Source organism: Embleya sp. NBC_00888, assembly GCF_045207655.1.
In the GTDB taxonomy this organism is placed as follows: Bacteria; Actinomycetota; Actinomycetes; order Streptomycetales; family Streptomycetaceae; genus Embleya.
The window spans coordinates 6,911,466-6,925,233 of record NZ_CP108784.1 but is presented as its reverse complement, the minus strand read 5'-3'; the positions used below and the strand labels follow the sequence as shown (position 1 = coordinate 6,925,233).

Sequence of the window (13,768 nt, the reverse complement as noted above, 5' to 3'; positions counted from 1 at the left end):
CCGCCCGTTGATGTGGGGACCGTGGCTCGAAAAGCGTCCTGTACGAGGTCGCCTGCCGGACCGAGGCTAGCCCGGTCCGGAGCAGCCGGCTCCGATTCGCCATGGTTCGCCAGGGTCCGCCACGTGGATCACCACCCGGTTCTCGGAGTGTTGTGGATGGTGGATCCGGCACGTGGGCCCCCACCCGTCGCGCGGCCGGATCCGCCCCTCGGCAGCGCAGGAAGGTTTACATGTCATCCACGACGTCCACCACCCCCGGCCGCCCGACCACGCCCGGTTCCGCGACCTCCCGGCCGGTCACCCCCGGTCCGAACAGGCGTTCCCCGTCCGGTGGTTCCGCGCCCGGCACGGTGGCGTCGACGAACACCGTGGTCGCGGCCAACGCCGCGGTCGCGACCGGTGCGGCCGTGGCCGCCGGTGGAGCGGGCCCGGGAGCATCTCGCATGGCGCAGCAGGTTCCGGGTCCGGAGGCGGTGGCCACGATCGCGGCCCGAGTCTGTCCCGGCTTCACCGCGGGCGCGGTGTTGCGGCGAACACCGCGCTCCCTGCTCCTGTCCGGCTCGGTCGGTCGCGGCCCCGTGGTGGTGAAGTACCTGACCGACCCGTCACCGCACTGGCTCCAGCGATTCCGGCACGAGGTCAACGCGTACCGCACCTTCACCCGCCAACGACCACCCGTGCGAGTCCCCCGCCTGATCGCCGCCGACCCCGAGCGCCGCATCCTGGTGATGGAACACGTGGCCGGCCGACCGGCCGCCAACGAACGCCACCCGGGCACCGCGATGGCCCGCGCCGACGTCCGCGCGGTCCTCAACGCGTTCACCACGCTCAACCGCTGGAAGCCCCCGCCCGGGTCCTTCCCGCTCGCGTTCGACTATCCGGCCCGCGTCGACCGGTACCACAAACTCGGCCTGCTCACCGACCGCGACGCCGGCGACCTGGCCCAACTCCTGCGCGGCCTCAGCCGGGTGCCCGCGCAGTTCTGCCACGGCGACGCCATCCTGTCCAACATCCTGCTCACCGCCCAGGGCGCGGCGCTGGTCGACTGGGAGTCCTCCGGCTACCACCTGCCCGGCTACGACCTGGCCGTCCTGTGGACCCTCCTGGCCCGCGACCCGATGACCCGCCGCCAGATCATCCAGACCGCCCAACAATCCGGCTCCCTCTCCCGCGACGCGTTCCTGGTCAACCTCATGCTGGTCCTCGTCCGCGAAATCCGCCTCAACGACGTGAGCCCCGTCGCCGAAGACCAACGCCGCCTCCTCCGCCGCCTCCACGACGATTGCGGCATGGTCCGCCGAGCGGTCCGAGCCGCAATCGGCACCCGCTGACGATGCTCGTGGCCACATGGCCCCGATGGGACCACCCGACCCAGGCTCGCGGGCTGCGCTCACGAGGCACTCGGCTTGGGAGCGGTGCGGTGCTCGTGGCCACATGGCCCCGATGGGACCACCCGACCCAGGCTCGCAGGCTGCGCTCACGAGGCACTCGGCTTGGGTATGACGCCCACCCGCCCGCCCGTTGCGTGTGCGAGTGAGGGCTGCGGGCCTTTGGGTGGTCGGTGGGGCTGGTTTGGCCCGGTGAGCATGTTCTGTGGTTTGGCGGGGTTGGGTGTGGCGGGCTGCGGTTGTCTGGTGGGTTGCGTTGGGTTGTGTACCCACCCGCTCCACCCGTTGCCTCTGGGGCGGAGGTTGGGGTTCCAGGGGCGGCGGGGCGGCCTGGTCTGGCCCCGCGGCCCTCCTCGGAGTGGTCGGCAGCTGCGGCGTGATGGGTGGGGGTTTGGGGTTTTGCCCTGCGGCTTCTGGTGGTCCCGCCCTCGGTGTGGATGCCTGAGGTTGCGCGAGGGGCGGGGGCAGGGCGACGCAAGGGGGCTGGTCTGAATGTTGCGGTCCCCGGCGTGGATGCCTGAGGTTGCGCGAGGGGCGGGGGCAGGGCGACGCAAGGGGGCTGGTCTGAATGTTGCGGTCCCCGGCGTGGATGCCTGAGGTTGCGCGAGGGGCGGGGGCAGGGCGACGCAAGGGGGCTGGTCTGAATGTTGCGGTCCCCGGTGTGGCTGCCCGCCGGTGGGTGGGTTGGCTGCGGGAACGGGTGGGCCTTCCCTGGGCCGCCGAGCTCGGCTGCGGTTTGGCGCGTCAGCGCCCACGACCCGGGTGAGACCTCGTGATCGACGCGCGAAGCGCGGAGAGCGGCGGAGCCGCAGAACTTTGACTTCGTGGCCCGGAGCGAAGCGGAGGGACACGAAGTCACGAGCGAGGGGCCGCTTTTTTCTCGGAGGAGCTTGCGGGGGAGAGAAAGAAGTGGTCCCTCGCGAGCCGGCGACGAAGTCGCCCAACAAGGAGCACCGCTGCGGGACACGACTCTGGCCACCCCGACTCGCTCCACCCGCGACCCAGCCCCAAACCCGCTCTACTCCCGACTCGGGCCACCCCGACCCGCTCCACCCGCGACCCCGGCCCCCGACCGGCCCCGCCCGCGACTCAGCGCACCCCGACCGACACCCCGCGACCCACCCCGGCCCTCACCCCCCGAACGAGTCCGACGGGATCGGCTTCAGCAACTGAAAAACGTCATCCGTGATCGGCCGATCCCACGTCACGATTCGCACCAGGACGTTGTCGCTGCGGTCGAACTCCACACACGCGAGGCGGCCCTCGGCGTACTTGACCTTGCGGATGATCAGCAGGTCGTCGCCGAGCATGATCGGGGTGTCCTCGGTGGACAACTCCTCGGGCATCTCTTCGTGGCCCAGGGCCGCGACCAACTGCTGGGCCTCGATCCGGCCGACACCTTCCTCACGCGCGGGCGAACCCGGGGGCAGGTTGCCGATCAGCATCGCGGGGCCGCGGTTGGCCAGCAGGTCGTACCGGACGAAGATCCCCTGGCAACTGCCGTCCTCCCCCGGCAACATGGCCACGATCACGGAGCCGGGCCAGTCGGTGAACGGGATGGCGAGAACGTCGAAATCCGGCCCGGACGGGGGGCGGCGGCGCAGGAAACCCATACAGACATGCTAGTGGCCCCCCGCCATACGGCCGGCCACCCACCGGGGACACCAACCACAGGACCCCGAAACCCCAAGCCCGGCCGAAACCGGAAGCCTGCGGCCAAGCCAAAGACCGAGAACCCCAGCCCCCAGCCCACCCAAACCAACCCAAATCGACCCAAAAACGCCCCAAGGCCCGCACCCTGCACGGGCGCGGGCCTTGCTAGGTCTGCGGTCCGTTGCCGGAGCCGCGGGACCGATTCAGAGCGGGCGAACCATCTCGGCCTGCGGGCCCTTCTGACCCTGCGTGACCTCGAACTCCACGCGCTGGTTCTCCTCCAACGAACGGTAGCCGTTCGTCTGAATGGCGGAGAAGTGGACGAAGACGTCAGCGCCGCCGTCGTCCTGCGAGATGAAGCCGTAGCCCTTGTCGGCGTTGAACCACTTGACCGTACCGGTGGCCATGTCTTGATTCCTTCACGTAACCCACAGACACCACACCTCGTGATGCCCGGGTCGCGAACCGTCGAGTGGTCCCACTCCCCGCGTTACCCCGGGATGCCCTCGCTGTGAGGAGCGAAAAACGCCCACGGCTGTTGATGTCCGCAGGCGTTGGACGTGCGAGGGAACTACATCTACTGCTGCAACCGCGGACAACGCTACATGCCAACGACTGCTCCGCAACAGCCCTTCGCAGCGCGAATCCGACCGTCACCAAAGCGGTTAACGGGGGGCATAGCCGGCACACGCCGCACGGTTCATCCGCGTGGGTGACACAACTGGGCGCAACCAAGGGCTGACAAAGCGTCAGTCGAGACCGCCACTCGACCATCCTCCGAACACTCTCCGAACCCAACCGCTCGCTCCTCCGTCACCCTCCGAACCGCCCCCAAACCGCCCCCAACCCGCCTCCGAACCGCCCCCAACCACCTCCGAACCACCCCCCAAACCACCTCCGAACCGCCCCCGAACCACCTCCACACCGCCCCCGCCCCACCCCAACCCCCTCCGACCGCACGGATGTTCACTCACCCTTCGCGCCCACGCCACCGATTCATGGCCGCCCCTTCGCGCCGCCTGCCTACCGTTCCGGTATGGCCGCCCCGACCGCCCTACCCGCGCCCCCGAAGCCCGCGCACGTGCCATCGCCGTCGCGGGTCGCGCCCGGCGCGCCGGTCGTGCCGGCTCCGGACCGGATGCCCCGAGTACGGCTGCGGCGCCTGCGCCAAGTGAGCGCGGTCCCGGCCCGGGTGTACGGGTTCGTCGCACTGGTCCTGGTCGGCATCGTCGCCCTGGCCGCGGTGATCGCGGTCGGCGCCGGCAACGCCCGGTCCGGGCTCGGCGAGGTCGCGGACACCTCGGCTCCGCGCGCCGCGGCCGCCGCTGACCTGTACTTCGCGCTCGCCGACCTCGATGCCCAGGTCGCCAACGTCCTCCTGGTCGGCTCGGACGAGACGATCGGCAACCGACAGTTGGCGCTGCGCCAAATGCGCGAGCGGCGCGCCCGGATCACCATCGACATCCAAGCGCTCTCCTCCGGCGGCGCGCCCACCGCGACCGTAGGCGCGCTGATCAACGGACTCGGCCGCTACGACGCGTACGTCGCGCAGGCGCGGCTGGCCGACGAGCAGGTCCAGGACCGTCCGGCCGGGCGCCCGCCGATACTCGCGCTCAACTACTTCGCGAGCGCGACCACGCTCCTGCACGACGACCTGCTGCCGGCCGCCGACGCGCTCGGTCGCGGCGCGGAGGAGAAGCTCGCCTCCGACGCGGACTCGGACGGCACGCACGCGCGTTGGGCCGCGTTGGCGGTCGGGCTGGTCGGCCTCGCCCTGGTGGCCTGCCTGATCATCGGCCAGGTCTGGTGGGCCCGCCGGTTCCACCGCATCCTCGCGCCGGGGCTGGCCGCGGTGACCATCGCGGTGGCCGCGCTCACCGGCACCGCCGCCGTACTGTTCACCGACCACGCGTCCCGCCTGCGCGACGCGCAGACGCAGGCGTTCGATCCGTTCCTGGCGCTGGCCCGGGCCCGGGCGACCGCCTCGGACGCGAACGCGGACGAGAGCCGGTTCGTGATCCTGCCCGACCGCGCCCGGGCGTACACCGAGAGCTTCGCCGCCAAGTCCGCTCAGCTCGAGCGCGTCGTGCCCAACGAGCGCGTCGCCACCCGCCTGGACGCCTTCCGGCGGGACGACCGCACGCTGCGCGCGGCGGTGGCCGAGGGCCGGCTGGATGTCGCCGTCGGCCTGGCCACCAAGGTGGGTCGAGGCAACCTGGCCTTCGACTTCTACGACTACCAGACCTCACTCGCCCAGGTCGCGAACGCGAATCTGGCCGATTTCGAGCGCCGCACCGATGGTGCCGACGACGCGCTCAGCGGCTGGCCGTGGGTCCCGATCGCGGTCCTCGGGGTGTGCGTGGTCCTCGTCCTGGCAAGCGCCCGCCCGCGTCTGCGGGAGTACGCGCCGCGCTGACCGCGCCCGTCTCGAGGCCGGTCCCCGAGCCTCACGCCGGGCCACCGGGCCACCGGGCCACCGGGCCACCGGGCCACCGGGCCACCGGGCCACCGGGCCACCGGGCCACCGGGCCACCGGGCCACCGGGCCACCGGGCCACCGGGCCACCGGGCCACCGGGCCACCGGGCCACCGGGCCACCGGGCCACCCCCATCGCACATCTTTGCCCCAGTCAAGTGTTCCCGGCGGTCGACAGCGTCACAGTTTCCGAGGGGCCTCCAAACGATATTGCCTCTGGAATATCGCCGGGCCCACGCCTTACGCTCCGCCCATGGAATTCAACCTTGCCGACCTCTTCGAGCGCGCGGCCGGGGAATACCCCGAACGCGAGGCGATCGTCGCGAACGGTGAACGCCGTACATATGCCCTTCTGGAGGAGCGGGCGAATCGCCTCGCCCATCACCTTCGGGACTCCGGTGTGCAGCCGGGTGACCATGTCGCGGTCTACGCCTTCAACATCATCGAATGGGCGGAGGCGATGCTCGCGATCTACAAGATCCGAGCCGTCTGCATCAATGTGAATTTCCGCTATGTCGCGGATGAGCTGGCCTATCTGCTGGACCAGGCCAAGCCCGTCGCGCTGGTCTTCCAGCGGCAGTTCACCGACCGGGTCGCCGAGGTCGCGCCCAAGGTCGCCTCGCTGCGCCACCTGCTGGTGGTCGAGGACGACACCGAACCGGCGGCCGAGGGCACGGTCACCGCCGAATCGCTGGGCGCGGTGCGGTACGAGGACGCGATGGCCGCGGGCTCGCCCGAGCGCGACTTCGAGCCGCGGTCGGCCGACGACCTGTACCTGCTGTTCACCGGCGGGACCACCGGCCTGCCCAAGGGCGTCGTGTGGCGCCAGGAGGACGTGATCTTCGCCCTCGGCGGCGGCATCGACCCCACCAACGGCGAGCGCATATCCCGGCCCGAGGAGATGGTCGAGAAGGGCCGCAACGGCCAGATGACCACCTTCCCGATCGCGCCGCTGATGCACGGCGCGACCCAGTGGGGGGTGCTCCAGAACCTGGCCAAGGGCCACCGTGTGGTGCTGATCGACAAGTTCGACGCGCACGGCGTGTGGGAGACGGTGGTGGCCGAACGGATCAACGTCGTCCTGATCACCGGTGACGCGATGGCCCGCCCACTGCTGGAGTCCCTCGACGAACCGCGCGACGGTCGCGAGTCCTACGACCTGTCCTCGCTGTTCGCCCTCTCCTCCAGCGCGGCGCTGTTCTCGCCGTCGCTGAAGGAGGAGTTCATGGAGCGCCTGGGGATCGTGGTCAGTGACGCCATCGGGGCCTCCGAGTCGGGCGCCAACGGCGTGGGCGTCGCGGTGAAGGGCCAGACCGAGCAACAGAGCGGGATCACGGTGAAGGCGGTGCCCGACTCGGTCGTGCTGGACGAGGACCTCAACCCGCTGCCCGCCGGGGTGGTGGGCCGCCTCGGCCGCAAGGGCAACATCCCGCTGGGCTACCTGGGCGACCCGGCCAAGACCGCGGAGGTCTTCCGGACCGGCCCGGACGGCACCCGCTACGTGGTGCCCGGCGACTACGCCCGCCTGGAGGGCGACGGGCGGATCACCCTGCTGGGCCGGGGGTCGGCGACGATCAACTCCGGCGGCGAGAAGATCTTCACCGAGGAGGTCGAGGGCGCGGTCAAGGCCCACCCCGAGGTCTACGACGCGATCGTGGTCGGCGTCCCGCACCCGCGCTGGGGCCAGACGGTCGCGGTGGTCGTGCAGCCGCGCGAGGGCCGCTCGCCGAACCTCGCGGACATCCAGGAGCACTGCCGCACCAAGATCGCCGGATACAAGGTGCCCCGGGTCATGCGCATCGTCGAGCGGACGCAGCGCACGCCCACCGGAAAGCCGGACCTGCAATGGGCACTCGCGGTGGCCTCCGCCCCGGAAACCGTATCCGACGGTACGGCTGAAGCCGCGCCGGAATCCGTCTGACGGAACGCGGTTCGAAAAGATTCGTCATCGCCGAGAAAAACGCCGAATACACCGCCCGGGATTTCCCGGGCGGTGTATTCGTATATCGCCTCAGACCGCCCGCTCGCGCCCCTCCCAATAGGGGTCGCGCAACCGCCGCTTCTGCAACTTCCCATTCGGGTCGCGCGGCATCGCGTCCACGAAATCGATGGTGCGCGGGCGCTTGTACGTGGCGAGTTGCTCCGCGCAGAACGCGAGCAATTCAGCGGCCAGATCCGGCCCTGCCGCGAAGCCCTCGTTCGCCTCGACGACCGCCTTGACCTCCTCGCCCCAGTCCTCGTGCGGGATGCCGAACACCGCCACGTCGCCGACCGCGGCATGCCGCAGCAGCGCGCTCTCGATCTCGGCGGGGTAGATGTTCTGGCCACCGGAGATGATCATGTCGATCTTGCGGTCGCGCAGGTACAGGTAGCCGTCCTCGTCGAGCAGGCCCACGTCGCCGACGGTGAACCAGTCACCGATCCGGCCCTTGCGGGTCTTCTCCTCGTCCTTGTGGTACTTGAACTTCCCGGCCCGCATCAGCATGTACACGGTGCCGATCTCGCCCGCCGGCAGCCGATTGTCGTCGTCGTCGAAGATGCCGATCTCGCTGATCGGCCACGCCTTGCCCACCGTGCCGGGCCGATCCAGCCACTCCTGCGCGGAGCAGAACGTGCCGCCGCCCTCGCTGGCGGCGTAGTACTCCTCGACGCACAGCCCCCACCACTCGATCATCCGCCGCTTGACGTGATCGGGGCAGGGCGCGGCGCCGTGCACGGCGTGCCGCATCGACGACACGTCGTACTTGGCCTTGATCTCCTCGGGCAGTTGCAGGAGTCGGTGGAACTGGGTCGGCACCATGTGCGTGTGGGTGACCTTGTAGCGGTCGATCACCCGCAACATCTCCTCGGGCCGCCACTTGTCCATCAGCACCACGGTGTGCCCGATGTGCAGCGACTGCTGGGCGTGCTGAAGCACGGCCGTGTGGTACAGCGGCGAGCCGACCAGGTGCACGTTGTCGTCGTGCGGCTTGACACCGTAGATCAGCAACGTGCCGCCGTACCGGGCGTCTTCGGGCAGGCCCGCGGACAACGGCCGACGCACGCCGCGCGGGCGACCGGTGGTGCCCGAGGTGTAGTTCATCGTCATGCCCACGCCGCGATCGGCGGGCAGGTCCGCCGACTGGCCGTCCGTCAGCTCGACGAACGGCCGGAAGCCGGGCACCGCGCCGACCGCGAACCGCGCCGCCGCGGGCAGCTTCGCCTCGTCCGCGGCGGCCACGATCGTGTCCGCGAACCGCTCGTGGCCGATCACCACCTTCGACTCGCTGTCCGCGAGAATCCAGGCGATCTCGGGGCCGACCAGGTGATGGTTGACCGGGACCATGTACATCCCGGCCTGCGCCGCGGCCATGTACGCCACGATGTACTCGGCGCAGTTCGGCAGGATCACGCTGAAGACGTCGCCCGCGCCGAGCCCCGCCGCCCGCAGACCGTGCACGAGCCGGTTCGACGCGGCGAACAACTCCCCCGCGGTCCACTCGGCGCCATCGGGGTCGACCAGCGCCAGCCGGTCCGGATTGGCCTGCGCATGGGCCCAGAAGCCGTTCGCCACGTGCGGTTCCCTTCGAGCTGACCGGTTACTTGACAATGTCGTACATTGTGGCGGCAGCACGCCCAGAAAGAAAGGGGACCTTACTTATTACCGACGGCTCTCCCCTGTGGCCTCCGCGACAGTCCCGACAGCGTCAGCGGAACCGGCAGCGCCGGCAGCCTCGAGGCGGGGCAGCCGGGAGACCGACGGTTCGACCTCCGGCCCCAGTCGCTCCATCGCGCCGCGGAGGTGCGGCGACGGGTACACGGCGCGAATCACCGGCGTGGCCGCTCCCACGGCACGACGCAACACCTTGAGTCCGGGCCGGGCCACCACCGACGGCAGCCCGCGATACCCGTACAGGTCCTTGGCCCAGCGCGGCAGCGCGGCATACGCGGACTCGGCCACCTGGCGCCACAACACCTCGCGCCCGAGCACGAGTACGAACGGCACCGTCGGTCGACGCAGGAAGTCGAAAACACCGCGGGCCTCGTCCGACATGGCCAGCGCCGGTCGGATCTCCTCGAAGTAGCGCTTCAACTCGGCCACGGAGCCCGGGACTTCCTCGGCCCCGAGCCCGACCAACTCGGCCGAGCGGCGCTGTTCGGCCAGATACAGATCGGCGAGTTCGTCCGTCATCGGGAACCCGGCCTGCCGGGCGACCGAGAGATACGACCCGACCTCGGCGCAGTGGATCCAGCGCAGCAGCTCCGGCTCGTCTATTCGATACGGCTGCTCCGTGACCGGGTCGACCGCCTTGATCACGGAGTGGATCCGCCGCACCCGCGCCCCCGCCCGCTCGGCTTCCGTCCGCGTCCCGTAGGTCGTGACCCCGACGAAATCGGCGGTCCGCATCAGCCGTCCCCACGGGTCCTTGCGGAAATCGGAGTTCTGCACGACCCCGCGCACCGCCCGCGGATGCAGCGCCTGGAGATAGAGCGCCCGGATACCGGCCACCCACATCACCGGGTCGGCGTGCAACTGCCACGTCACCGAATCGGGCCCGAACAGCCCGACCGCGTCACTCTCCCGGCTCTCCCGACTCTCCTGGCTCTCCTGTGGAACGCCCACCGGCACACCTTCCCGAACGCGAATCCCCCTGGGACTACGAGCGTACGACTGCCGGCCGGCCGCCCTGCCCTGCGGATCCGGGACCTGGCCCACGAAACGATGGCGAGCTGGGCCACGCACTCGCAAGCCGATGCCACGTTGACGGGGGAGGCGGGACGGGAAACCGGGAGGGGAAATGTCGAACAGGAACGCAAAAGGCCCGCCCCCGAAAAGGGGCGGGCCTTTCACACGTTGATTCCGGCGGCGTCCTACTCTCCCACACCCCTTCGAGTGCAGTACCATCGGCGCTGGAGAGCTTAGCTTCCGGGTTCGGAATGAGACCGGGCGTTTCCTCTCCGCCAAGACCACCGGAAAACCATCGAACCCTGCAAAAGGGTCGTTCGGTGAACCAGAAATCACATGCGGTGATTCAATTATCAAACGGGTTCCCCGAAACCGATTGCGGTTCGGGAACCACACAGTGGACGCGTAGCAACTGAGGACAAGTCCTCGGCCTATTAGTACCGGTCAGCTCCACCCCTTACAGGGCTTCCACACCCGGCCTATCAACCCGATCGTCTCTCGGGGGCCTTACCCAACCGAAGTTGGTGGGAGTCCTCATCTCGAAGCAAGCTTCCCGCTTAGATGCTTTCAGCGGTTATCCCTCCCGAACGTAGCCAACCAGCCATGCCCTTGGCAGAACAACTGGCACACCAGAGGTTCGTCCGTCCCGGTCCTCTCGTACTAGGGACAGCCCTTCTCAAGACTCCTACGCGCACAGCGGATAGGGACCGAACTGTCTCACGACGTTCTAAACCCAGCTCGCGTACCGCTTTAATGGGCGAACAGCCCAACCCTTGGGACCTACTCCAGCCCCAGGATGCGACGAGCCGACATCGAGGTGCCAAACCATCCCGTCGATATGGACTCTTGGGGAAGATCAGCCTGTTATCCCCGGGGTACCTTTTATCCGTTGAGCGACGGCGCTTCCACAAGCCACCGCCGGATCACTAGTCCCTGCTTTCGCACCTGCTCGACCTGTCGGTCTCACAGTCAAGCTCCCTTGTGCACTTACACTCGACACCTGATTGCCAACCAGGATGAGGGAACCTTTGGGCGCCTCCGTTACCCTTTAGGAGGCAACCGCCCCAGTTAAACTACCCATCAGACACTGTCCCTGATCCGGATCACGGACCCAGGTTAGACATCCAGCACGACCAGAGTGGTATTTCAACGACGACTCCACGAACACTGGCGTGTCCGCTTCAAAGTCTCCCACCTATCCTACACAAGCCGAACCGAACACCAATATCAAACTATAGTAAAGGTCCCGGGGTCTTTCCGTCCTGCTGCGCGAAACGAGCATCTTTACTCGTAGTGCAATTTCACCGGGCCTGTGGTTGAGACAGTCGAGAAGTCGTTACGCCATTCGTGCAGGTCGGAACTTACCCGACAAGGAATTTCGCTACCTTAGGATGGTTATAGTTACCACCGCCGTTTACTGGCGCTTAAGTTCTCAGCCTCGCCCCGAAGAGCTAACCGGTCCCCTTAACGTTCCAGCACCGGGCAGGCGTCAGTCCGTATACATCGTCTTACGACTTCGCACGGACCTGTGTTTTTAGTAAACAGTCGCTTCTCGCTGGTCTCTGCGGCCACCACCAGCTCGGAGAGCAAGTCTCCTCACCAACAATGGCCCCCCTTCTCCCGAAGTTACGGGGGCATTTTGCCGAGTTCCTTAACCACAGTTCACCCGAACGCCTTAGTATTCTCTACCTGACCACCTGAGTCGGTTTGGGGTACGGGCCGCCACGACACTCGCTAGAGGCTTTTCTCGGCAGCATAGGATCATCCACTTCCCCACAATCGGGTCGGCATCAGGTCTCAGGCTCCTGTTGTGCGGATTTGCCTACACAACGCCCTACACCCTTACCCCGGGACTACCACCGCCCGGGCTGGACTACCTTCCTGCGTCACCCCATCGCTCACCTACTACCCGATTGGTTCGGCGGCTCCACCAAAACCGTTCACCCGAAGGATCCCGGCGGCTTCACGGCCTTAACATCACGAGGTTCGGCGCTGGCGCATCGTAGCGGGTACGGGAATATCAACCCGTTGTCCATCGACTACGCCTGTCGGCCTCGCCTTAGGTCCCGACTTACCCTGGGCGGATTAGCCTGCCCCAGGAACCCTTGGTCATCCGGCGCACACGTTTCTCACGTGTGATTCGCTACTCATGCCTGCATTCTCACTCGTGCAGCGTCCACCGCTGGTTTCCACCGCGACTTCACTCGCTGCACGACGCTCCCCTACCCATCCGTACGCCTGAACCACGAAGGCTTGGCTACATGTACGAATGACACGACTTCGGCGGTGCGCTTGAGCCCCGCTACATTATCGGCGCGGAATCACTTGACCAGTGAGCTATTACGCACTCTTTCAAGGGTGGCTGCTTCTAAGCCAACCTCCTGGTTGTCTCTGCGACTCCACATCCTTTCCCACTTAGCGCACGCTTGGGGGCCTTAGTCGGTGCTCTGGGCTGTTTCCCTCTCGACCACGGAGCTTATCCCCCGCAGTCTCACTGCCGCGCTCTCACTTACCGGCATTCGGAGTTTGGCTTATCTCAGTAACCTGGTGAGGCCCATCAACAATCCAGTGCTCTACCTCCGGCAAGAAACACACGACGCTGCACCTAAATGCATTTCGGGGAGAACCAGCTATCACGGAGTTTGATTGGCCTTTCACCCCTAACCACAGGTCATCCCCCAGGTTTTCAACCCTGGTGGGTTCGGGCCTCCACACGGTCTTACCCGCGCTTCACCCTGCCCATGGCTAGATCACTCCGCTTCGGGTCTTGGGCGCGCGACTCAATCGCCCTGTTCGGACTCGCTTTCGCTACGGCTACCCCACACGGGTTAACCTCGCCACACACCGCAAACTCGCAGGCTCATTCTTCAAAAGGCACGCAGTCACGACCACCCACGACTAAACGCGGATGGCGACGCTCCCACGGCTTGTAGGCACACGGTTTCAGGTACTATTTCACTCCCCTCCCGGGGTACTTTTCACCTTTCCCTCACGGTACTAGTCCGCTATCGGTCACCAGGGAATATTTAGGCTTAGCGGGTGGTCCCGCCGGATTCACACGGGATTTCTCGGGCCCCGTGCTACTTGGGAAATGCGCAAGCAAGCCGCACATGTTTCGTCTACGGGGGTCTTACCCTCTACGCCGGACCTTTCGCATGTCCTTCGACTACATGTACGGTTTCTGACTCGCCGACCGGCCGGCAGACCGATCAAGCACACTCCCACGACCCCGATCACGCAACCCCTGCCGGGTATCACACGTGACCGGTTTAGCCTCATCCGATTTCGCTCGCCACTACTCTCGGAATCACGGTTGTTTTCTCTTCCTGCGGGTACTGAGATGTTTCACTTCCCCGCGTTCCCTCCACACACCCTATATATTCAGGTGCGGGTGACAGCCCATGACGACTGCCGGGTTTCCCCATTCGGACACCCCCGGATCACAGCTCGGTTGACAGCTCCCCGGGGCCTATCGCGGCCTCCCACGTCCTTCATCGGTTCCTGGTACCTAGGCATCCACCGTGCGCCCTTAACAACTTGGCCACAGATGCTCGCGTCCACTGTGCAGTTCTCAAACAACAACCGA

General features: G+C 67.3%; 8 protein-coding genes and 2 rRNA genes. 3 read left to right on the top strand and 7 right to left on the bottom strand.

What is annotated here, in order from left to right:
* Positions 1-226 precede the first annotated feature (226 nt).
* Positions 227-445, bottom strand: a complete 219-nt coding sequence (locus OG948_RS29315) for a hypothetical protein (protein ID WP_406299326.1) — start codon at positions 443-445, stop codon at positions 227-229.
* On the opposite strand from OG948_RS29315, the gene OG948_RS29310 reads away from it, so the two are divergent.
* The gene (locus OG948_RS29310) at positions 444-1,331 is read left to right on the top strand and encodes a phosphotransferase (protein WP_406299325.1); all 888 of its coding nucleotides are present in this window, start codon (positions 444-446) and stop codon (positions 1,329-1,331) included. The genes OG948_RS29315 and OG948_RS29310 overlap by 2 nt on opposite strands.
* A gap of 1,187 nt (positions 1,332-2,518) precedes the next feature.
* On the opposite strand, the gene OG948_RS29305 is transcribed toward OG948_RS29310, so the two are convergent.
* Together OG948_RS29305 and OG948_RS29300 are read right to left on the bottom strand one after the other, a co-directional pair.
* Complete coding sequence (locus OG948_RS29305) at positions 2,519-3,001, bottom strand: hypothetical protein (protein WP_395872079.1); 483 nt, start codon at positions 2,999-3,001, stop codon at positions 2,519-2,521.
* Positions 3,002-3,244: 243 nt separating this feature from the next.
* Positions 3,245-3,448 carry a cold-shock protein gene (locus OG948_RS29300; protein WP_020557813.1) on the bottom strand — a complete coding sequence of 68 codons (204 nt, stop codon included), beginning with the start codon at positions 3,446-3,448 and terminating at the stop codon, positions 3,245-3,247.
* Positions 3,449-4,077: 629 nt separating this feature from the next.
* On the opposite strand from OG948_RS29300, the gene OG948_RS29295 reads away from it, so the two are divergent.
* A complete protein-coding gene (locus OG948_RS29295) occupies positions 4,078-5,457 on the top strand; it encodes a hypothetical protein (protein WP_406299324.1) in 1,380 nt (459 codons plus the stop codon).
* 312 nt (positions 5,458-5,769) lie between these two features.
* Positions 5,770-7,437 carry an acyl-CoA synthetase gene (locus OG948_RS29290; RefSeq protein WP_406299323.1) on the top strand — a complete coding sequence of 556 codons (1,668 nt, stop codon included), beginning with the start codon at positions 5,770-5,772 and terminating at the stop codon, positions 7,435-7,437.
* 90 nt (positions 7,438-7,527) lie between these two features.
* Here the strand turns inward: OG948_RS29290 and OG948_RS29285 are convergent, their stop codons facing one another.
* The 4 genes from OG948_RS29285 to OG948_RS29270 form a co-directional block, all read right to left on the bottom strand.
* A complete protein-coding gene (locus OG948_RS29285; protein WP_406299322.1) occupies positions 7,528-9,069 on the bottom strand; it encodes an acyl-CoA synthetase in 1,542 nt (513 codons plus the stop codon).
* A gap of 87 nt (positions 9,070-9,156) precedes the next feature.
* A complete protein-coding gene (locus tag OG948_RS29280; protein WP_406299321.1) occupies positions 9,157-10,119 on the bottom strand; it encodes an oxygenase MpaB family protein in 963 nt (320 codons plus the stop codon).
* Between the two features lie 235 nt (positions 10,120-10,354).
* A 5S ribosomal RNA gene (gene rrf, locus OG948_RS29275) occupies positions 10,355-10,471 on the bottom strand.
* Positions 10,472-10,596: 125 nt separating this feature from the next.
* Positions 10,597-13,725, bottom strand: a 23S ribosomal RNA gene (locus OG948_RS29270).
* Positions 13,726-13,768 lie beyond the last annotated feature (43 nt).

Excerpts from the sequence above, each read along its gene's own strand:
- OG948_RS29310 (WP_406299325.1), top strand. The coding sequence starts at position 444 with ATGGCGCAGCAGGTTCCGGGTCCGGAGGCGGTGGCCACGATCGCGGCC.
- OG948_RS29315 (WP_406299326.1), bottom strand. The coding sequence starts at position 445 with ATGCGAGATGCTCCCGGGCCCGCTCCACCGGCGGCCACGGCCGCACCG.
- OG948_RS29305 (WP_395872079.1), bottom strand. The coding sequence starts at position 3,001 with ATGGGTTTCCTGCGCCGCCGCCCCCCGTCCGGGCCGGATTTCGACGTT.
- OG948_RS29300 (WP_020557813.1), bottom strand. The coding sequence starts at position 3,448 with ATGGCCACCGGTACGGTCAAGTGGTTCAACGCCGACAAGGGCTACGGC.
- OG948_RS29295 (WP_406299324.1), top strand. The coding sequence starts at position 4,078 with ATGGCCGCCCCGACCGCCCTACCCGCGCCCCCGAAGCCCGCGCACGTG.
- OG948_RS29290 (WP_406299323.1), top strand. The coding sequence starts at position 5,770 with ATGGAATTCAACCTTGCCGACCTCTTCGAGCGCGCGGCCGGGGAATAC.